The following is a 21,194-nucleotide window of genomic DNA, read 5'->3' on the forward strand; positions in this document are numbered from 1 at the left end:
TTAAGTGAATAGTTTTAACCAAGGAAGAGCACATCAACTAAACACCCAAAAACAACTCTATACCGGAGGAGATGACCCGCTCCTTCCTGCGCTGCTGCAAGCCATCGAGCACGCTGATGAAATAGAGATTTCCGTCTCTTTTATTCAGCGTTCAGGGCTTAATTTACTGTTTGATGCCCTGTATACCGCGTTAAATAATGACACCAGCCTAAAACTACTTACCTCTGATTATTTAGGGTATACCTGTCCGCAGGCACTAAAAGCGCTTATATCTCTACAAAGTTTGGGTGCTGAGCTCAGGGTATTTGAGACTAAACCTCAAGATAGCTTTCATATGAAGTCATATATTTTCACCAAAACACAGGGTGAAAACGGTCAGGTATATGAGGGCAGCGCGTTTGTTGGCTCGAATAATATTAGTAAAGTGGCACTGACAAGCGGACTCGAATGGGCTTTTCGGCATGACTATTTTCCTGTGTCACCAAGCACTAACGATGATGCTTTTTTTGAATTTAAACGGGCGTTTGAGGCAGTATTCAACCATCCACAAGTGACTAACCTAACTGATCAGTGGATTGACGCGTATCAACAGCGCAGAGTTAAACCTGAGTTTCGCGCTGTGAGTGCAGATACCAATGAAGAGCCACCTGAGGTGTTCCCTCCAAGGCCAGAGCAGGAAGCTGCATTGAAAAAGCTCACCCAAACCAGAGCCAATGGCTATAAACGGGGCCTTGTGGTACTGGCAACAGGCATGGGAAAAACCTGGCTCGCGGCACTGGATGTACAGCAGGTAAAGGCTAAGAAAATCTTGTTTGTTGCACATCGTGACGAGATCCTCACACAAGCGGCTAAAACCTTTACCCATCTACTTGGCTGCACAGTTGGTTTTTACAACGCAAAGTCTAAAAACATCGAGTCAAATTGCTTGTTTGCATCAGTACAAACACTTGGTAAAACCAGTAATTTAGCTAATTTCTCTGCGGCGCACTTTGATTACATCATCATTGATGAATTTCATCATGCGAGCAGTAAAATGTATCGCAATGTTTTGTCGTATTTTACCCCGCAGTTTTTGCTGGGCTTAACCGCGACGCCAGAGCGCACCGACCAAGCGGATATTTTGGGCTTGTGTGACAATAACCTCGTGTATGAGCGTAACATGGTGCAAGGCATCGATGCGAAAACGCTTGCGCCATTCCATTACTACGGTATTTGGGATGAAAGCGTAGACTACACCGCCATACCATGGCGAAATGGCAAGTTTGACCCAAAGAGCTTAGATAATCACTTTGCCACAGAGCAAAGAGCCAAGCATGCACTACAGCACTACAACAAGCTTGCACAAACGCGCACGCTGGCGTTTTGTATTTCCAGAGTGCATGCGGATCATATGGCTGAGTACTTTAATCAGGCGGGGAACCGTGCAGCGTCCGTACACGGTGACTCAAAAGTAAAACGCTGTGAAGCGCTCGCTCAGTTGGAATCTGGCAAGCTACAGGTCATATTCAGTGTCGATTTATTCAACGAAGGCACTGATATTCCAAGCATAGATACCGTGATGATGCTCAGGCCCAGCGAGTCTAAAATTTTGTTTTTGCAGCAGCTTGGCAGAGGGCTGAGAACGCATAAGGATAAAACCCATTTAGTGGTGATGGATTTTATTGGTAATCACCACAGCTTTTTAAACAAACCCTATGCTTTGCTTGGCGCACATTCACCCAAGGAATTGGCGACAAAACTAAAGCACAACGCGCAGAACAGCACATTACCCGATGGCTGTTTTATTAATTACGATTTGGCCATTACGGACTTTTGGCAAAAACTTGCTAAAGCGCAGCGCACCAATGCACTTGAAGACTATCAAAACCTAGCCGAACTACTCGGTCATGGCCCCAGTGCCAGTGAGTTTTTCCATGAATATGGCGATATTAAAAAAGCCAAACAGCAGGGCAGTTGGTTTGAGCTGGTAGCAAACGCAGGACTCAGCAAAAACATCACCTCACATTGGCTTGCACCTTTCCAAGCATTCTTACATAAAGGCGTTGAGCAAACACCCATGACCAAATGCTTTAAAGCTATTTTGCTGGAAGCGTTTGTTGCATTGGACGGGGTTTCAAATCCCACCAGCTTAAAGGCTTTGGCCGATAAAAGTTATGATGTGCTGATGCGCTACCCACAGCTGCGTGCTTTAGACATTGCAAAAAAAGATCAAAGTAAAACCAAAGGCAGTGCAGCTTGGTTTAAGTATTGGTTAATCAATCCGATAAATGCGTTTACCGACATTGTAAAACCAGTGCACAAGCGCAAAGATCATCATTGGTTTGTGGTTGAACAACCTGCAAATACACCCATTGAGGATGCGTTGTTTAAGCTCAATATCGAGGTTAATGAGCAAGATGTAGCACAGCTTTATGACTGCATACTTGAGCTAAGCCAATATCGACTAGCTCATTATCTCAAAAGCAAAAGTGAGAAGTTAGCCGCCATTGAACAGCAGCAAGCTAACAGCACCAGTCATCAAGAGGTTGAGGGTAAAAACGACAGCTCAATAGGCGCTGAATTAACCTCAGTGGAAAGTGCCCCTCCTCATGATAATTCAGCGGATGAAGCCGATATTGTTCAGCTGCCATATTTCCCAAATTTAAAAATCGCGTGCGGTCATTTTAAAACGGGCGACACCAGTGATATGACAACCCTGCCAGCCCCTGAAGGCTGCGGTAAAGTCGACCCTCAAAAACACTTTTTGGCGCACGCCAGCGGCAATTCCATGAACGGCGGAAAGCACCCGATTTTAGACGGAGATCTACTCCTACTTGAGCGCATCACACCCGATAACGCAGGCTCGATCACCAATACCACCATCGCCATAGAGCGCTTTGATAGCGCAGGCGATGAGCAATTTTTATTACGCGATGTACAAAAACAGATAAATGCGCAAGGTGAAATAACTTACCTACTTGTGGCAAGAAATCCAGAGTATGCAGTCATGGAAGCCAGTGATGAGTTTGTGACGTTTGCGCGGTTGAGAAAAAGTTAGAGGAGAAGTTATATGTTTGATAAAAACTTTGAATTTAAAGAAGAAGCAGGAGATTTAGTTTTTGGTTTGGTTGCCCCTGTAGGTATTGATCTTGATATTGTAATTTCCAAAATGACAACATATTTGACTCAATATCAGTTTGATGTTCATGTTGTCCATTTAAGTACAATTGCTAACACGTTCTTTAACAATAAATTAGATAATAACAGTCAACATTTACGTATTTCTATTGGCATGGAGCGCTGTTCAAAGCTCCGACAGGAGTATGAAAGGAATGATTTTTTTGCTTTATCAGCAATATCCGAAATTAGTAAAAATCGAAAAGGTAAGAGCAAAAATAAGATAGCTTATATTGTGAGGTCAATTAAGCACCCTGATGAAATTATCACTCTTAAAAAAGTATATGGACAAAGCTTCTATTTGACTGGAATTACTGCCAGTAAAGAAACTAGAAGAAAGCACCTTCAATCGGGTCTTGGAATAGATAACTTATCGATAGTTGATGAGTTGATCGAAAAGGATCATGCGGAAGAAAATAAGTATGGTCAAAATACTAGAGATGTCTTTCAAAATGCAGATGTCTTTATAGATTTGGATAATCAGTCATGGGACGACTCGATCGGCCGTTTTACAGACTTGGTATTTGGAAACCCTTTAATTACTCCAACTCCTTTCGAACATTCGATGTTTTTAGCGTACATGGCTTCCGTTAGGTCTGGAGACCTATCTCGCCAAGTCGGTGCAGTCATTACAAGTAAAGAGTTTGATATATTGTCTCTTGGAGCGAATGATGTTCCTAAGTATGGCGGAGGGCAGTATTGGCCAAAAAGTGACGATTGGGATGATGATCGAGACATCGTCAGAAAAATTGACCCAAATGAAGAGCGGCGGAATGAGATTGTTTTAAATGTCATGGCTGCTCTGGAGAGCGAGGCGTTAGACGAATCGAAAGAAGATAAGCTGGAAAGAGGTAAAAGGTTGCTAAAGGATACTGGCCTGCTAGACCTAACAGAGTATGGTCGAGTTGTACATGCAGAGATGGAGGCTCTGCTTTGCGCTGCCAGAAACGGTGTTGGTATATCTAAAAGTTTATTGTTTACTACTACATTTCCTTGCCATAACTGCGCAAAACATATAGTTGCCGCAGGTGTTGATACTGTTAAATTTATTGAGCCTTACCCTAAAAGCTATGCGACAAAATTACACAGTGATTCTATATCTGTTGAGTCAAAAGACAATGGCTTGAAAAAAGTTAAATTTGAACCTTTTGTTGGTGTCGGACCAAGAAGGTATTTAGACTTATTTTCGATGTCTCTTGGAAGCGGTGAAAAGTCGAAACGTAAGTTAAAAGGATGCACAATCCAATGGAGTCGCTCTGGAAAATCTCCAAGAACATATAAATCTCAAGTCGCGATTGAGTTAGCAGAAAGCAAGTATGCGGAATATTACAGAACTTATATTGTTAGTAAGAAAAAAGATCACTCGAAAGATCCCTTGTGTGAGAAGTGTGGCTCAATAATGGTAAAAAGAGTTGCATCAAGAGGAAAGCAAAGAGGTCGACAGTTTTGGGGGTGTTCCACATATCCAAAATGCAATAGCACAGTTTCCATCAACTAGGAGGTTAAATTGAAAGCAGGAGAACTAGTCAAAATATGCTACGAAGGTGATACGGGTGACAACCATATAAGAACCTTGATGTTTGAAGATACTCTTTATGTTTCTTTGCAAGACATACTGATAACTTTAAATCGGGAAAATCGTAAAATCGATGAACATTTTACGGTAAAGAGCATGGCGGGAATTCTTAAAAAACAAATGAGAGTTCTCGAAAAAGATGAATTTATTTTGCGCCCAAAAATCTATCCAACTTTTGAAGGCGAAAATGAAATTTTTGTAACGGAACCTGGTTTATATAGAGTTTTGTCAGGCGATGTCAGTAAGGCTGGTAAAAAGTTTCAAAAGTGGTTGTTTCATAAAGTGATTCCTTCATTGTCAAGCCATGGCTGTTACCCGCCTCCAGAAAGTAGTAAAGGTTCTTCATTAGCTCAGATGGCAGAGTTACTGGCTCAGAATTCACGAGTGCTAGCAGACACAATAAATAGGCAAGAAGAGCTAGAATCTCAAGTTATAGAAGTCAAAAGTAAAGTTGATGGGGTGTGTGAAAAACTTGAAAAGCTAGAAAATAAAGAACCTCATTGTTCATATACCTCAGTCAGTGAAAGGTTAAAGCAGCTAGATATTTTCTTTGACGATGAGAAAATCTTGGAAGCTGTAGCGTGGTGTGAAAACTTAAACTTTAGGCAGCCAAAGCCCAAGTTACCATGTCCAAATGGAACAAGAATAGGTGCATTATTTGAAATTGGAGTAGTAGATAAAGCAATCTCATATATTAAAGGTGCGTAATACTAATGCTTATAAGGAGAGCAAATGCCTATAGTTAGAAAAAACCATCTGCAAAGCTATGTCGAGCAATTAGATGAGCGATTTAGAGTATTAAAACTTCAAGTGATGGGCGTTACACCTAACCCAAATGTGTATCACCAATATCATAATGACCCTTTTCAATATGAGGAAGAATTTACAGAAGTAAATGAATTAAAAGTCAAACTAGCGATAAGTGACTTTGAAGGTATATTGAGAGAGCTCAAGCAGATTAAAAAGTTACAGGCTCCAAAAAGTAAAGGGAGTATGTAATTCACCCAACCGCCAGCTTCCCAGCCTCATGCCATAACTCACTTGGCATGGGGTGAAGCAAGTCCCACGTAATGTCCATTGGCTGACTGCCTGTATGCGTCACATATTGCACCTCACCGAAATTGACGAAGCCCATGGTGCGACCATTTTCGTCTTTGTTTTGCTCTCGCATAAATAAGTAGATGCGTTTGCCAGTTTTTTGCTGGGTAATATAGCTCAAGCCTTTACCTCGCTCCGGCCTTGCGCTGTTTTGTGACTGCCAATGAAAGCGGGTGGGGCTGATGGCAAAGTCTTTATATAGTGTGGTTGGGGAATAGGTTTTCTCGCATTTAGTGAGGGTCACAAATAACAGCTCGATATTGTGGCTTTTAAGCTCTAACACGCCTTCACGTGCTGGTGACTTTTTCTCAAAGGTGCTTGCGCCAATCGCCGCGAGTATCTGCTCACGAGAATATCTGCTATGTAATTGTAAAGCGGTATTGGGTAAGCCCGACAGTGATTGCTCTTGGTGATGAATACGGTCTATTAAGATGTTGAGCACGTCGCTGAGCTCAGCTTGTAGTTGCTTATTGGCAAGTGCTTTTAAGCTGGTGGTAATGTCTTGGTGTCCTGTTTGCTTACCTGATTTTTCCCAAAAGTTGTAGTGTGTCATTAAAGCAAATACAGTGCTATTGGGGATGTTTTTAAGTTCAGTAAAATCAAAGTCATGGTTACATAAAGACTGTAAAAACTGCAGGTAACTGAGTGAGTTGCATGTAATTAACTGGGTATTGATAGCGCGGTAGTAGGCTTGTATTTGAGCTTGCTCAAGCTCCGTCATTGAGTCACTTTGACTGGTTAGCCAATGCCACCCCCCCAGTTTACCTTGAGAGAGCTTATATACATCTTCTAAAGTCACACTTGGGTTAACTTGTAAGAAGTTAGCGAGTGTGAGCGGTAAGTTGGTGTCTTGATGATAGCGGTTGAGCAGTGCTTGTAGTCGACGCTTGTTGTTTATGGCACCTTTAATATTTTTAAGAATGATGTCTTTACTTTGCTTTTGTAATTCAATGCGACAACCTAAAGGCAGATGTGCAAACCCGCTTTCAATCTCTTGGCTGATTGAGGTATTGGTTTTACCGACCAGCGCTCTAAACTTGCTGGCAAAGTCATATTCAGGTCGTGCATTACCCACAAAGTCCAAAACGGTACAGCATTCTTTGTCTTGGGTTAAGCGTAGGCCACGGCCTAGCTGTTGCAAAAACAAAGTTAAGCTTTCTGTTGGACGTAAAAATAGTAGGGTGTCGACTTCTGGAATATCCACACCCTCGTTAAAAATATCCACCACACATAGTATTTGAATATCGCCTTGTCTGAGGGCTTGCTGTTTATCGTGTCTTTCAGTGGCATTGTCACTGGTTAGTACATCACTGCTAATGCCTTTTAAGTTAAATTGCTCGGCCATAAATATGGCATGTTGCTTACTAACACAAAATGCCAATGCCTTGATGACGTGCACATTCGCGACGATATCCGCTAGGCTTTGCATGATTTTTAAGGCTCGATGGTTGTTTTGCGTGAATACGTGTGTAAGCGCACCAATATCGTAGCGGCCACGTTGCCAAGAAACACGGCTGAGGTCTGTATCATCATCAATGGCAAAGTATTGAAATGGGATCAAATAGCGATTATTGATGGCTTCAGGTAATCGTAGTTCTGCCGCTATGACATCATCAAAATCACTTAGAATGTTGCCACCGTCTTGCCTTTCGGGCGTAGCAGTTAAACCGAGTAAGATGCTGGGTGCAAAATGATTGATCACACCTCGGTAGCTGTTTGCTGCGATATGATGTACTTCATCAATGACAATGTAATCATAAAAATTGGCGGTGAGGTTAAGTGACTCTAATTGATTATTGAGCGTTTGGATTGACGCAAACAGGTGATTAAAGCTACTTGGCTTGTGTTGTCCGACCCATAGCTCACCAAATTGGTTGTTTTTGAGCACAGCACGATATGCTGAGCGCGCTTGTTTTAGTATCTCTTCTCGATGGGCAACAAAGAGTAATTTAGCTTGTGGTTTCTGCTTTAAAAATCGCGCAAAGTCAAACGCTGAGATCAAGGTTTTACCAGTGCCTGTAGCTGCAACGACTAGGTTTTTATATCGACCGTGTACACTTCGCTCAGCACAGAGCTTATCAAGCATGGCTTTTTGATGCGATTTTGGCTGAATATCTAAATAAAAGTGTGAGGCATCAGCTTGCTGACTCTTTGCGACATTAAGCGCTTGCGTTAATTTATTTTGGCAAGGCGCTTTACCTGTGTAGCGTTCAAATTCATCAGACTCCCAATAAGTTTCAAAGGTGCTCAGTGCTTTTTGAATAATATGCGGGATCTCTTGATTAGTGACTTTTAAGTTCCACTCTAATCCATTAGATAATGCGGCTTTTGATAAGTTGGAGGAGCCAATATAGCCGGTGTGAAAACCGTTATCTCGCAAAAACAGATAGGATTTGGCATGTAGGCGTTGGCTATCATTGTTGTAGCTGATTTTTACTTGGGTGTTTGGCAAGCTGGCTAAAAAGTCGATGGCTCGTTGCTCTGTCGCGCCCATGTAAGAAGTGGTGATTACCTTTAATTGTTTACCACTCTCAACATAGCGCTTTAGTTCTTCTTTAAAAATACGTAGGCCTGTCCAGCGTATAAATGACACCAACCAGTAAATGGTGTCGCTGGATAAGATCTCTCTTTTGATTTCGCTCTCAAGAGAAATACCTGCGTTTGCACCAGAAAATAACTCGCTTTGGCTCAGTCCCGTTTGTGGAAATATGTCTTTGCTATAACTTGGTAGGTCGCTAGAGATTGGGTTTTGCTTATCAAATAGGGCGGTGAGGATGCGACCTTGTGAATCAATAAGGTTTTCGTTGATCAATTGATCATCTCTGATGTGATCTTTTAACCAAAACACCAGTTTGTTGGCCAGTTCAATTTGCTTGGTGATGCGGTTGTCATCACTATTTGGGATAGCATCAATGGCATGGGCAACCAGTTTTGAGAGAAAGCGTGATAGCCACACAGAGGCTTCGCTTGATTCAAGCTGACGTTCACCAATATAAAACTGTTCGCGGTTTAAGTTTTGCTCTACCACTTGGGTAATAAGCTGCTCATAAATGCCAATTTGCTGCACGGCCAAATCCTGTTGTTTTTATTCTAACTAATTGATAGCGCTATTATCTTACCGTTTTTTGATGTGTTGGACCAGGAGAGTGTTTGTGCGAGTACTTTTTCGCTTGTCGCTTAGATGAGGTTAATGCGGTGCACTTTTATACCCTCGTCGTTGCGGGCTTGCCCCGCAATCCATGTTTGAGGGGGCTATGGGCCCTGAAGCGAGTTCAGGGTGACGGGATTGGGGATTGTGTTGTTGGTTTTAGGGAATGGCTGCATGTTTAGTTGTGTTTAGAGAGTTTAAAGAGTCGGCGCTTTACTTAACCTCGTCGTTGCGGGCTTGTCCCGCAATCCATGTTTGAGGGAGTTATGGACCCTGAAGCGAGTTCAGGGTGACGGGAGTGGGGATAGTGTTGTTGGCTATAACATGTTGCACTTTCTTACCCTTGTCATTGCGGGCTTGCCCCGCAATCCATATTTGAGGGGGATATGGGCCCTGAAGCGAGTTCAGGGTGACTGGGTTGGGGATCGTGTTGTTGGTTTTAATAGGTTGCACTTTCTTACCCTCGTCGTTGCGGGCTTGTCCCGCAATCCATGTTTGAGGGGGTTATGGACCCTGAAGCGAGTTCAGGGTGACGGGACTGGGGATCGTGTTGTTGGTTTTAATAGGTTGCACTTTCTTACCCTCGTCGTTGCGGGCTTGCCCCGCAATCCATGTTTGAGGGGGTTATGGGCCCTGAAGCGAGTTCAGGGTGACGGGATTGGGGATCGTGTTGTTGGTTTTAATAGGTTGCACTTTCTTACCCTCGTCGTTGCGGGCTTGCCTCGCAATCCATGTTTAAGAGGGGATTGGGCCCTGAAGCGAGTTCAGGGTGACTGGGTTGGGGATCGTGTTGTTGGTTTTAGTGAGTATAAAGGGAAATACAGTCGATTATATTTTGTGATAAAGGTCTTGCCACTTAGGGTTAAACGATTCTATTAATTGGATTTTCCATGCTCTTTTCCAATTTTTAAGTTGCTTTTCGCGTGCGATGGCTGTTGTGATTGAGTCGTAGCATTCAAAATAAACTAAATGATGCACATTGTATTGGCTCGTAAAGCTTTTGGTTAAATTATTTTTATGCTGATATACACGCGTTTTTAAATCCTTTGTCACTCCAATATAAATGGTTCCATATGGTTTCGATGCAAGTATGTAAACACTTGGTTGCATATTTCACTCCTTGAAAATGTTGAGCATACTTGTTTGTGTGTATAAATTTCTTTCTATTTGAATGAGAAATTGGCTCTGAAGTAAGTTTAGGGTGACGCAGCTTGGTTTAGTGTTGTGGGATTGGTGCTGATAACTTGGCTGTAGTCTAGGGGAGGTAAATAGGTTGCACGTTCTTTTTATCGTCATTGCGGCTTGCCACTCAATCCATATTTGAGGTTGGTATGGGTCCTGAATCAAGTTCAGGATGACGGGGTTGGGTTTGGTGTTGTGGGTTTTCGTGACTTACTGCTTGCTTGGTTGTTTGTACATAGAGATTCTAAAGAATCAGCGCTTTACTTACCCTTGTCATTGCGGGCTTGCCCCGCAATCCGTATTTGAGGGGCTTATGGGCCCTGAAGCGAGTTCAGGGTGACGGGGTTAGTGGGAGCGTTGTTGGTTTTAGTAAATTGCTGCGTGTTTAGTTGTGCTTAGAGAGTTTAAGGAATCAGCGCTTTACTTACCCTTGTCACTGCGGGCTTGCCCCGCAATCCATATTTGAAGTTGGTATGGGCCCAGAATCAACTTCAGGATGACGTAGTTTGGTTAAAGGCTATGGGCTTATCAGTGCTCCATATTCAAAACAGTAAAGCCCGCATTAATATGCAGGCTTTACCATCTTAAATGCCTAAATAGTTACAATTAGCCTAAAAAATTATAGGTGTTGTTTTAAGAAATCTAGGTAAGCTTGAGATGCTTCAATGCGGTTTTCCTTTTTAGTAAAACCGTGGCCTTCATCTTCAAATAAAACGTATTCTACAGGCACATTGTTGCTGCGAACAGCTTCTACTAACTCGTCACTTTCTACTTGTAGTACGCGAGGGTCATTCGCACCTTGTACGACTAGCAGCGGTTTAGTGATGTTTTTAGCATGGAAAAGAGGCGAGATGCGGTGCAGTCTTTCACTGTCAACGGCCGGGTCACCAAGCTCTTCGTACAATGCTTTTCTGAAAGATTCCCACCAAGGTGGTATAGACTCCAGCGTTCTTACCCAGTTAGTCACACCAAAAATGTTGATCCCAACTTTAAACTCCTCGGGTTCAAACGCCAGTGCTGCGGCCGTCATGTATCCGCCGTAGCTACCACCCATGATGCCAATACGCTCGGGGTCAACCCAATCCAACTCTTGTAAATATTTCTTACCCCAAACGATGTCTTGTAGGTCATCTTCACCATGACGTTTATCATCTAGATGGAAGAAGGTTTTACCATATCCCGAACTGCCTCGGTTATTGACAGCAAACACGGCATAACCTTGGTTTACTAAATGTTGTGTCCGAGCACTATAACCTGTTCTGCTTTGTCCCCCAGGGCCACCATGAACAAAAATCATGGCGGGGACTTTATTTGTAGCGCTGGCTAATTTGGGCTTATAAAGCACGCCCGGTACTTCAAGTCCATCAAAGCTGTTAAACCTCGCAATGGTACTTTCGACTAGGTGTTCTGGATTAATTTTATCACTGAGTGTTGAGGTAAGCTGTTTTACCGAATAGCTGCCGACTTCCCAAACAAATAAGTTGTTAGGCGACGTATCAGAGTTTAAGTGAAAAGACATGAGTTTTTCATCGGCGGAGAAGTCAACAGCCTTAATGCTGCCGGCAGGTAGCTTGGGAAGCTTTATATCTTTACCTGTTTTTAAATCTGTCACAGTTACTTTCATACTTGAGTCTTCATTCACACCCACAACACGATATCTATCTGAGTCAGAAAAATATAAAAACCTGATATCCCAATTTTTTTCAATATAGGGAGTATGCTTTTGTGTGGCTATTTCGTAGCGCCATTTTTGATAAAACTCGCCATGAGCATCGGTGCCGTAATAAAGGTATTTATCATCTTTTGAGAAAGCAGCGGCTGCAAACTGAGCTTCGTGAGACACATTTGATACCTCTACTAACGGCGCGCTAGGCTTTTTCAAGTCGAGTAAAAATAGATCTGTATCTTTATTCCCCTGATTTTTAGATAAAGCAATGAAGCGAGATGTCTTACTCAACCTTTGTACTTCTAAGTTTTGATCGTTTTTGTATATAAGCTTGCTTTCATATGTTTTGGCATCGAAACTATAGAGGTCCATAAACCGCTCATCACGCTTATTGCTGAGGACATAAAAGTGGTTGCCGTCTTGAGAAAAACCAACAAATCTCGCTCTGACTTTTTCGCCTGGAGTTAAATCTTTAACTTGGCCATCTTCATTTCTAACGAATAAGTGAAACCGCTCATTACCCTGATTATCACGAGTAAATAAAATACGATTATCATTAGGGAAGTATCTATGTGGATATGTTGTCTCTGAAGACTGAGTTAACTGGGTCTTTTCACCAGACTTAACATCAATTTCATATAGGTTTAATACTCCTGATTCGTCTGAGCTGATAAGAATTTTCTGAGCATCTGCCCTGAAAGCACTCCCCATGATTCGGGTGGTGTCAAAAAAAGTTTCTGCCGAATAGGTCTTAAAGTTTGCGACTGATGGTGTGGTGACTTGTGTAGTTGTTTGTTGGCCTGTTAGGTTGCATGCAGTTAAACCAGCAACTAACGCGCATGCGATGAGTGATCTTTTAAGCATAATTTTCCTTATTTTAATTCTTTTAACGTGCTCAATCTTGAGTAGTGGTATTTATATAACACGTCTTTTTGTTGAAATACGACAAAATGCTTTAAATACCTGTAAAAATATTAAAAAAATAATTAGCAACCTCTAAATATAGATTGAATAGTACAGCGTGTATCCCGGTCTGAAGCTATTTGGGCTTCGCTGTCTATTTAGAGCAGTGAAGCGACGTGTGCATAAATGAGCAAGCTAATGCTATGGAAATTTGAAATTACAAGTTTGAATAACTATTTTTAGTTAAACAATACATATATTTATGTAACCCGTATGGAGCTAATATGATTCTGATAGTGCGTTTTCTTCTGTCTGTGCTCATTGTGATTGGCGTGTTTATTGTGTCGGCAACAGTTGCAGGGTTTGTAGCAGAACTTTTGGGTCTATGGAAAAAGCCAATAATTGGGGCCATAGCTGCAGCCAATGTTGTGCTTACGGGTTATGTCACTGCGCCTCAATATAAATTGATATGTGCAACTATTTGGCTAGCTGTTGGTTCTGTAGCTGCGTGGGTTTTATCTAATATGTTCATGTATGCTGAAGATGCAGCGACGCAGATTCCGTTATTAATCACTTATGCAAGCGGTGTGTTTACCTTAGTGGTATGCCGAGTTTGGCATAAAAGAAAAGAACAGCAAGTACTGATGAAATAAGTGCTTACAGTTAGTTATGTTTTACAGCTTCGAGTCTGTTATATTTTATAGAGGTTTGTATATTTTCCCTGTTACTTACTCAAGTTTGATCAATGATTTTTTTGATGCGTAACACGTACCGCAATCTTATTTTAATATAACTTTATCAAGTAATTTCCTTCGCTTTAAATTGCTAATTCGTATTCTAATTATAAGTATTATGAAAATGCAATCAGCTCATTAAATCAGGATGCTGCTTTGAACGGATATATAGAAACAAGGTTTAAAAGGAAAGCTGAATTAGTGATGAGGCTTGATTCTAATTTAAAAGGCCAAGCGCGAACCACTTAGCCTAAATACATAGTCTTATAACTATACTATGATAGGGCAAGTATTACATGAAGTACCCTCGATGGAAGTTCGTTGGTAAGTACCACCCGCTACTTGAGGTGTTGCTTCTGCAGGTAATGCTGCCTTGTTTTGTGATAGTTGTTTTAGCGGCTTTTTGTTTAACTTAACTTTCATTATTAACTCCTTTATTTATATTTCTTATTCAAGCTCCATGAAAATAGCAAAAGTTAACAAGATGTACAACAGGTTAATTCCTAGGTTGTTAAAAGTTTTTAAAAGCGACCTTTGGATTACATCTAGCCTGTTTCTTTGCTGTTACCCCCACTCATGTCAAATGCCACTCATTGGGTTGGTTTTTCTTTTGAATATAGCGTTACTTTTACCTTTATTACTATGCAAAGTTAAGAGATAAGATTGTATCCATGGCATTGATAAATTAATTAACTTAATGTCGGGTGAGTATGTAGGCGAAAATTTAAAGGAGTGAAACACTTGATGAATAGATGAGGAGTAGTTTGAAATTCAGTGCTGTTTATTCAGGACTAAATGAGATATGGCTATGAAGGCTTACATAGATAATAATATAGAAGGTTTAAAAGGAAAGCTGAGTAAGTGAAAAGGCTTTACTTTATTTTAAAGGCTAAGTATGAACTACCTAGCCTTAACCTATAGCTTTATAACTATACTATGATAGGGCAAGTGTCACACGAAGTATTCCAAAAAGTAAGGTAAGTACCACCTGCTACTTGAGGTGTTGCATCTGCCGGTAATGCAGCCTTGTTTTTTGATAGTTGTTTTAGTGGTTTTTTGTTTAACTTAACTTTCATTTTTAATTCCTTTATTAATGTTTTTATTGTAGTTAGGTGAAAATAGTAAAGCTTAAAAAATGAAAAGGCTTTACGCTTATTTTCAAGGCCAAGTATGAATGACTTAACCTTAATTTATAGCCCTATAACTATACTATGATAGGGCAAGTTTCACATGAATTACCAAAATGAGATTCAGAAGTACCACCAGCTACCTGAGGGGTTGCTTCTGCTGGTAATTCAGTCTTGTTTTTTGATAGTTGTTTTAGCGGCTTTTTGTTTAACTTAACTTTCATTTTTAACTCCTTTATTAATGTTTTTATTGTAGCCTTGTGAAAATAACAAAGGTTAACAAAATATTCAATAGGTTAATTTTTTGTTCTTTTAAGGTGTGAAAGGGTAACTTTTAGATTATAGCTACCCTGTTCAACTGTTGAAGCCCATTTATATAAAACACCATCCAGTGGACATAATTGTCTTTTGAACAGAGAGTTATTTTTATATTTCTGATAATGCCAAGTTCAATAATAAGGTTGGCCATTGGCTTTGATGGTTTAAATCACTTAATATTGAGTGTGCATGTAAGCATAAAATCTAAAGGAATGAAAAATACGATGAGTACATGGAAGGGCGTTATTTTGAAGGCCTGTGCTGTCTTTTTGCCTGTACTGTTATATTTATTTTTCGATGGTCGTCAATTTTGGCTCATCGACTCCCTTTCAAGCGCTGCACAAGATACTGCGGCGGATGGTGCTTTGCAAACAACAAGCTCTGTGCAAATACAATCAGCTAATCCTAAACCAGACATTACACGGCATAGCCCTGTGGCACATTTAGATAATTTAAGGCGCTTTGGTTCTTGTCAAACTGATATCGGACGCGTTGTCACTTACCGGCAAGAAAATGGGATTTATACTTGGATTGACAGTAAAGGTGTTAGGAATTATTCCGATAAAAAGCCAAACCAAGATGCGGCTATCTACCAACCCCGCAGTGGCCGTGCACTTGATTATTTTGAGTTACACATTTCAGGTGAAGTAATATCAAATCAATTTAGAAGTAAGCTTAGGACTAAACTCAAGTCAGTATTTAGGGGTTACACTGCTATTTTGGGTTTAAGTGCAATGCGTAAAGTAAAACTGAAAATTATTGTGTTGCCCTCAAGGGGGGCCTATGAACGCGCTGTGAAAAGCTTTGGGGGAGACCCTACTGGAAATGTCGGGGTTTATTTTGGCATCAGAAATACCGCTCTAATAGAGCAACGGTCATATGACGCAACCATGCGTACGGCTGTCCATGAGGCAGTTCATGCAATTAATCATGCCGTTATGGGCTTTTCACCGCGTTGGTTGAATGAAGGGTTGGCGGAGTATTTTGAGTTTATAGATGTGTCAATGCAGGTTGGTATAGTTTCATCTTCTGAGCATATTTCTCGCAATGGATTATTGCAAGGGCAAATCATGAGTCCGCTTCAATTGATAGAGGCAGAAGCGAAATGGCGTTCATTTAAGCCAGATACTTTATATAGGAGTAGCTGGGCATTTGTGCATTTTTTAATGTCTTCAGATACTGGGAAAATGAGTTTAAAACAGCTGATGTTGCAAGAGCAGTCAGAGCCTTGTGAAATACTTGATAGCACTCAAGTTCGTTCAATATTTAACAATTATTACCCAGCACTGAATCACACATTTTCTTCATTTATTAACCGCGATATCAAGCCTCATCGGCTTTGATGGTAGAAGTCGAAAAAGTGGATTAAAAAATTTTACTTGTGTTAAAAAGGTCAAAGGCTTTTAAATCTTGATTTGTGTTAAAAGCCTTTCGCTTAGATAGGTTATGGGTTAGTTGCTGGCGTACTTTAAAGCAAACTTAAAATATCTCTGGCACGTTTCCTTCCAAGGCAGCTTGTGACTGGTTGCTTTGAAAATGAGTATGAGCTGACTTCTAATTGCTCACTTTGATGTAGTTGACCTTTATCATGCACTTGTACTCGACAGGTCGTTTTGTTTTGCTCTTCTGAATAAATGAGCTCTACTCTTTCTGCTTTTATAATTAAGTTTTTATATGGGTAACCTGCATCCGTAAATATCCTATCTACTTCTAGCTGTTCAGCACTTGATGAAAAAGCTACCAATAAAAATGCCAGTATAATTGCGTATTTCACGATAAAGACTCCCTTTGTCTCTGATTTTCGACTTAAGTATTAAGTGCATTCATAAAACTGACAAATGAGAAATTGTGAACCATAGTTAAGCTTTTCTTAAGTATAAAAGACGATGAAAGCACCACCACTGAAAGGTCTTTGGTATTTTAAAACAGCGGCTCAATTAGGTAGTTTTAAACAGGCCGCAGAAGCTTTATTTGTGACACAAGCAGCTGTTAGTCAGCAGATCAGAATTTTAGAGCAGCAGCTGGGTTGCACATTATTTGAAAGGCAAACACGGCGTGTTTTATTAACGCAACAAGGGCAAGACTTGCTACCATTTTTACATAAAGGTTTTGGCCAGATAGAAGTAGGGTTATCGACTCTTAAATCTGATCCGAATCCTAATAACATTAATTTGTCTGTCTTACCTTCATTTGCAACTTGCTGGTTACTCCCGAGGCTGACAAGTTTCAATACTGCTTTGCCAGATTATCAATTACGAATTGATCCTACTGAACAACTTGCTGATTTTAAGCAAGAAGATATAGATATAGGGATCCGCTTTGGACTGGGTGAATACCCTGGATTAAAAAGTGAGTTGATAGCACAAGATGACCTGGTAATTGCTTATCGCCCTGGCGTGATTGACCAGAACCAACCCATCCGGCCGCAATTAGCTGAGCTAAATTTTATTTACGATGAAGGGCGTGATAATAAACTTGCGTGGCGTGAATTAAGTAAGCAGCTTGGCCTTGAAGGCCATACCTTGAGCAATTTAAAAATTGATAATGCAGCATTGGTTCAGCAAGCGACAGTTGCCGGTCAGGGCTTTTCTTTGCTGCGAAAACGTATGGTGGCACAATCTGTAGAAATGGGGCAGCTGGAAATCTATCCAGATTTTTCTTGGCCTTGTGAGTACAGCTACTATCTTGTTGCACCTGCTAATCACTTTGAATGGCCAAAACTACAAGCTTTTCGAGATTGGATTATTGCTGAACTCAATGGTATTGCACCTGCATGACTCTTATATCAGCTTTTTTAAACGGGGCCGAAGTGATATTACGTTGGTTTGATAGAGCCGGTTTTGGCTGTGTGTTGTTAGTTGAGGTTTAGATTGCCCTAACGAATTTGACTTTTTTCGCGTTAGTGCAGGCATTCTCTATGATTAATGTTTGGTGAAGGCTTGGGCTATGAGGCATGTTCAGTGTGAGTAGAGAGAGCTTTTAGTGTCATTGGAACGGAAATCGGATCACAATTCCTTGTGTATCAGGTAGTGAATAGGTGCTTGATTACAATTTAATACCAATTATATGAACTTTGTCTAAAATTATTGATAGTGACTGGATTTTTGCAGTCTCCGAGTAGACTCTTCAAAATCAGATTTTCTATGAAGCTTTTAACTATATTTGTTTTTCTCACGCTCTTATTTGGGTGTAAATCTTCACAAAATAGCAGCGATATCCACCTTTCACTTTTTTATCAGGATGAAATATCCACAGATGTAATCAGAGCACAAAGCTATCTTCTGCTGTCACAAGAAGCCTCAAGGTTAAAGGACTTTGAATTTGAGTTCGCATTATTACAGGAGCTGGCTGACTATCAATACGGCCCAGCTCAGTTAGCAATCGCAAAAAGCATTTTACAAGGGAGAGGCAAAGAATATGTTGCTGGAAGCGCCTTAGAGTGGGCAAATAAGGCCGTAGCAAGAGATTATTCACCTGCCATTTTATTTTTGGCCAAATGGTACCGCTTTGGTGGTCATGGTGTAAAAACGGACCTGAAAAAAGCCATGGACTTGTATGCTAAAGCTATTGAGCTAGGGGAGTTATCCGCAGCGACCGAGTTAGGATACATTTTTATTCGGCATTGGAGAGAAGAGAAAGGGTATGAAACAGCGCAGCAATTATTTGCTAGTGCAGCATATCAGGGAGATATTAAAGCGTTGTGTGGGTTAGGAGTTGTTTACCGAGAATCCGAACAACTTAAAGATTTAGAAAAAGCCGCTGAATATTTTCGGATAAGTTACCTGAGGGGCTACAAAGAGTGCGCCTTCGAACTTGGTTATCTATATCATCGAACGAAACTCGACGCAGAGTTAGCGGTGCAGTGGTATGGTATCGCTGCAAAGAATGGCTCTGCTGATGCGCTCAACAATCTGGGTATGATGTACAACAATGGGGATGGCGTTCTAGTTGATTATGGGCTTGCGCATTCTTATTTTGAGCAAGCTATTAAGTCGGGCAGTAGATTAAGCTTTGGCAATTTAGGTAGCTTGTATGAATCGGGAAAAGGTGTAAAGCAGGATTATATTAAAGCGATATCTTTGTATCAACAAGGTGTAAAGCATGAGGATCCTCAGTCCATGCATAATCTAGGCACTTTGTATAGCTCGGGGGTTGGTGTTAAAAAAGACAGAGTTCTTGCTCTAACTTTGTTTGAGAAAGCTGCGAATTTAGGAAATCAATTTTCTGCTTTTAATGTAGCGAATGCTTATTTTTATGGTGATTTAAAAGCGCAGAACAACGAGTTGGCATTTAAGTTTTATTTAATATCTGCACGTGCAGGCTTTGCGCCTAGCTTTTGTTATGCCGCAGAAGTTGCGCTTAATGAAAGTTGGATTTTAGCGAAACCTTATTATTATGAGGGGGCAAAGCTTGGTCAACCTAGTTGTATTTCAAACCTAGTAAGCGGCATGCGCATCAATAAAGAGCAAGACCTGCCGATTGTCTCGATGCTGAAAAAGCTTGCCAATGAAGAAAATATGACTGCTTGTGAACAGTTGGGGGATATCTTTATAAATGGTGACTTTGGTCAGCCCCTGAGTTTTGAAAAAGCAAAACGGTATTATTTACAAGCGGGTGCACTTGGTCTTGGAGATGCATTTGCTAAATTGGGTTTTTTATATGAGCAAGGCGAGTTCGTTAAACAAAATTTTGAGATAGCAGCGTCATTTTATCGCAAAGCTGCAAACTTAGGTTCAGGGGAAGGTGAGAATAATCTAGCAACATTTCTCTTAAATGGAGTAGTGGTAAAAAAAGATATTAGCAGAGCAATACAGCTTTATAAGCAAGCCGTAAATGGTAACAATGTGGCTGCAATGGTAAACCTTGGAGACATATACTTCGCCCGAGGAACCAATGAATCTATTGAGGACGCGTGCCGACTATATAAAAAAGCAGTAGAACTTGGCACTGATAGAGCCACACTACAATACAGCCGCTGTATTATAGAGCTGCAAGGTGATGCTGAGGCTGCATTTGACTTACTTGAAGCGCGTCGAGGTCATGCTTGTAGGCAATGTGTAGTCAAGCAGGCTGAGATGATATTTACACAACAAGTACCTGATAAGACCTTTTTAGATGCGCTTACTTTGCTACAAGATGCTGCCAAGGCTGGTAATGCTATTGCGGCACTCGAAGTAGCTAGGTTGTATGAAAATGGCATAATTGAGCCTCCAAATATGCCGCTTGCATTCGATTGGTATAACACTGCGGTTATGTTAGGTGAAGTGAATGCACTAAATAAAATTGCTGAATTCTATTGGTTAGGTAAAGGCGTTGACAAAAGTGAGCACAAAGCCATTGAAGCAATCTCTTTGTTAGCTAAAGCGAAACAATTTAATGTCGCGTCATTTGTAGGTGAGCATTTTTACTTAGGCATAAATGTAGATAATGACTTTAGCAAGGCAAGGCATTATTTTATGCAGGCCGCGGAGCAAAATGATGACGTTGCGCTGAATGCTTTAGGGGTTATTTATCGAGATGGATTAGGTGTTGAAGCAAATACAGGCTTAGCCATTGGTTATTTTAAACGCTCTGCAAAGCTTGGCTTGGTAGATGCAATGTTTAATTTAGGTGCGTTAAACTTACAATTAAAGCATGAAAAGCGGGGACTTCTTTGGCTCCAGCGTGCCGCTGATAAGCAGTATGTGAAAAGCTATATGTTACTCGGTGATTATTACTCTAAGCGTGAGAGCAATATTGACTCTGTTCGCCAAGCTGTTAAATGGTTAAAACTGGCAGCAAATGAATCTGAACTTGATAGTATGTATAAGCTGGCTATTTTACTAAAAAAACAAAACAGTAATGTATATTCCGATGAGGCTAAAAAATGGTTAAGGGCTGCTGCATCTGGTGGTCACCAAGGTGCAGTCTCTGAGTTAAAAGCATTTGAAAGTAGTGGCAAGTAAGAGTGGCTCTGGCTTGGGAGGTTAAGGTAAAAGAGCAATTAAAATCTTTGCAGCGCTTTTACTTTTATTAGTCTAATAATGTCCAGTTTATATAAACTAGCATAAAGTTTGATATTATATTGAAAAAGGCAATTATTACTGCTTGTTGATTTAACGAATTATTTTTGGTGAGATAATAAAGTACCTTCACATTTACAGTACCTTTTCATCGTCAAAAGTTCATATATTAGTTGTTTTCTTAATAGTACGTTATTTTTTTGTGTAAATAAGATATTCAGTCATGTATGATATTAAAAAAACATAAAGTTAAGTGGCTTTAAGGATTGTAAAGCATTAAGAAC

The 21,194-nt window shown here is 40.6% G+C and carries 15 protein-coding genes; 8 read left to right on the plus strand and 7 right to left on the minus strand.

From position 1 onward, the window contains the following. Positions 1-4: 4 nt before the first annotated feature. From QNM16_RS11075 to QNM16_RS11090, 4 genes are read left to right on the plus strand one after another with little or no spacing between them, the layout of a single operon-like run. Positions 5-3,037, plus strand: a complete 3,033-nt coding sequence (locus QNM16_RS11075; RefSeq protein ID WP_284020545.1) for a DEAD/DEAH box helicase family protein — start codon at positions 5-7, stop codon at positions 3,035-3,037. Positions 3,038-3,049: 12 nt separating this feature from the next. After that, positions 3,050-4,654: an anti-phage dCTP deaminase gene (locus tag QNM16_RS11080; protein ID WP_284020546.1), complete on the plus strand. Its 1,605-nt coding sequence runs from the start codon at positions 3,050-3,052 to the stop codon at positions 4,652-4,654. A gap of 9 nt (positions 4,655-4,663) precedes the next feature. Next, positions 4,664-5,440, plus strand: a complete 777-nt coding sequence (locus QNM16_RS11085) for a BRO-N domain-containing protein (protein WP_284020547.1) — start codon at positions 4,664-4,666, stop codon at positions 5,438-5,440. A gap of 24 nt (positions 5,441-5,464) precedes the next feature. Further along, complete coding sequence (locus tag QNM16_RS11090; RefSeq protein ID WP_284020548.1) at positions 5,465-5,731, plus strand: hypothetical protein; 267 nt, start codon at positions 5,465-5,467, stop codon at positions 5,729-5,731. A gap of 1 nt (position 5,732) precedes the next feature. Here QNM16_RS11090 and QNM16_RS11095 read toward each other — a convergent pair whose 3' ends face one another. The 3 genes from QNM16_RS11095 to QNM16_RS11105 form a co-directional block, all read right to left on the minus strand. Beyond that, positions 5,733-8,897 (minus strand): DUF3427 domain-containing protein, encoded by a 3,165-nt coding sequence (locus QNM16_RS11095; RefSeq protein WP_284020549.1) that lies wholly within the window; start codon positions 8,895-8,897, stop codon positions 5,733-5,735. A 909-nt stretch (positions 8,898-9,806) separates the two neighbouring features. Beyond that, positions 9,807-10,088, minus strand: a complete 282-nt coding sequence (locus QNM16_RS11100) for a GIY-YIG nuclease family protein (RefSeq protein WP_284020550.1) — start codon at positions 10,086-10,088, stop codon at positions 9,807-9,809. Positions 10,089-10,779: 691 nt separating this feature from the next. Continuing rightward, complete coding sequence (locus QNM16_RS11105) at positions 10,780-12,690, minus strand: S9 family peptidase (protein ID WP_284020551.1); 1,911 nt, start codon at positions 12,688-12,690, stop codon at positions 10,780-10,782. Positions 12,691-13,013: 323 nt separating this feature from the next. On the opposite strand from QNM16_RS11105, the gene QNM16_RS11110 reads away from it, so the two are divergent. Next, positions 13,014-13,382 (plus strand): hypothetical protein, encoded by a 369-nt coding sequence (locus tag QNM16_RS11110; protein WP_284020552.1) that lies wholly within the window; start codon positions 13,014-13,016, stop codon positions 13,380-13,382. 351 nt (positions 13,383-13,733) lie between these two features. Here QNM16_RS11110 and QNM16_RS11115 read toward each other — a convergent pair whose 3' ends face one another. The 3 genes from QNM16_RS11115 to QNM16_RS11125 form a co-directional block, all read right to left on the minus strand. Next, a complete protein-coding gene (locus QNM16_RS11115; RefSeq protein ID WP_284020553.1) occupies positions 13,734-13,886 on the minus strand; it encodes a hypothetical protein in 153 nt (50 codons plus the stop codon). Between the two features lie 506 nt (positions 13,887-14,392). Next, positions 14,393-14,539: a hypothetical protein gene (locus QNM16_RS11120; RefSeq protein WP_284020554.1), complete on the minus strand. Its 147-nt coding sequence runs from the start codon at positions 14,537-14,539 to the stop codon at positions 14,393-14,395. 128 nt (positions 14,540-14,667) lie between these two features. Next, positions 14,668-14,814 (minus strand): hypothetical protein, encoded by a 147-nt coding sequence (locus QNM16_RS11125; protein ID WP_284020555.1) that lies wholly within the window; start codon positions 14,812-14,814, stop codon positions 14,668-14,670. A 318-nt stretch (positions 14,815-15,132) separates the two neighbouring features. Between QNM16_RS11125 and QNM16_RS11130 the strand changes: the two genes are divergently transcribed. Further along, entirely contained in the window at positions 15,133-16,251 is a 1,119-nt protein-coding gene (locus QNM16_RS11130; protein ID WP_284020556.1) for a DUF1570 domain-containing protein, read from the plus strand. A gap of 125 nt (positions 16,252-16,376) precedes the next feature. Here the strand turns inward: QNM16_RS11130 and QNM16_RS11135 are convergent, their stop codons facing one another. After that, positions 16,377-16,682: a hypothetical protein gene (locus tag QNM16_RS11135; protein ID WP_284020557.1), complete on the minus strand. Its 306-nt coding sequence runs from the start codon at positions 16,680-16,682 to the stop codon at positions 16,377-16,379. A gap of 112 nt (positions 16,683-16,794) precedes the next feature. On the opposite strand from QNM16_RS11135, the gene QNM16_RS11140 reads away from it, so the two are divergent. Together QNM16_RS11140 and QNM16_RS11145 are read left to right on the plus strand one after the other, a co-directional pair. Beyond that, positions 16,795-17,685: a LysR substrate-binding domain-containing protein gene (locus tag QNM16_RS11140; protein WP_284020558.1), complete on the plus strand. Its 891-nt coding sequence runs from the start codon at positions 16,795-16,797 to the stop codon at positions 17,683-17,685. Between the two features lie 366 nt (positions 17,686-18,051). Then, on the plus strand, positions 18,052-20,853 hold the full coding sequence (locus tag QNM16_RS11145) for a tetratricopeptide repeat protein (protein WP_284020559.1): 2,802 nt from the start codon (positions 18,052-18,054) through the stop codon (positions 20,851-20,853). Positions 20,854-21,194: the final 341 nt, after the last annotated feature.

The sequence above is a fragment of the Pseudoalteromonas umbrosa genome (assembly GCF_030125375.1).
Classification (GTDB): domain Bacteria; phylum Pseudomonadota; class Gammaproteobacteria; order Enterobacterales; family Alteromonadaceae; genus Pseudoalteromonas; species Pseudoalteromonas umbrosa.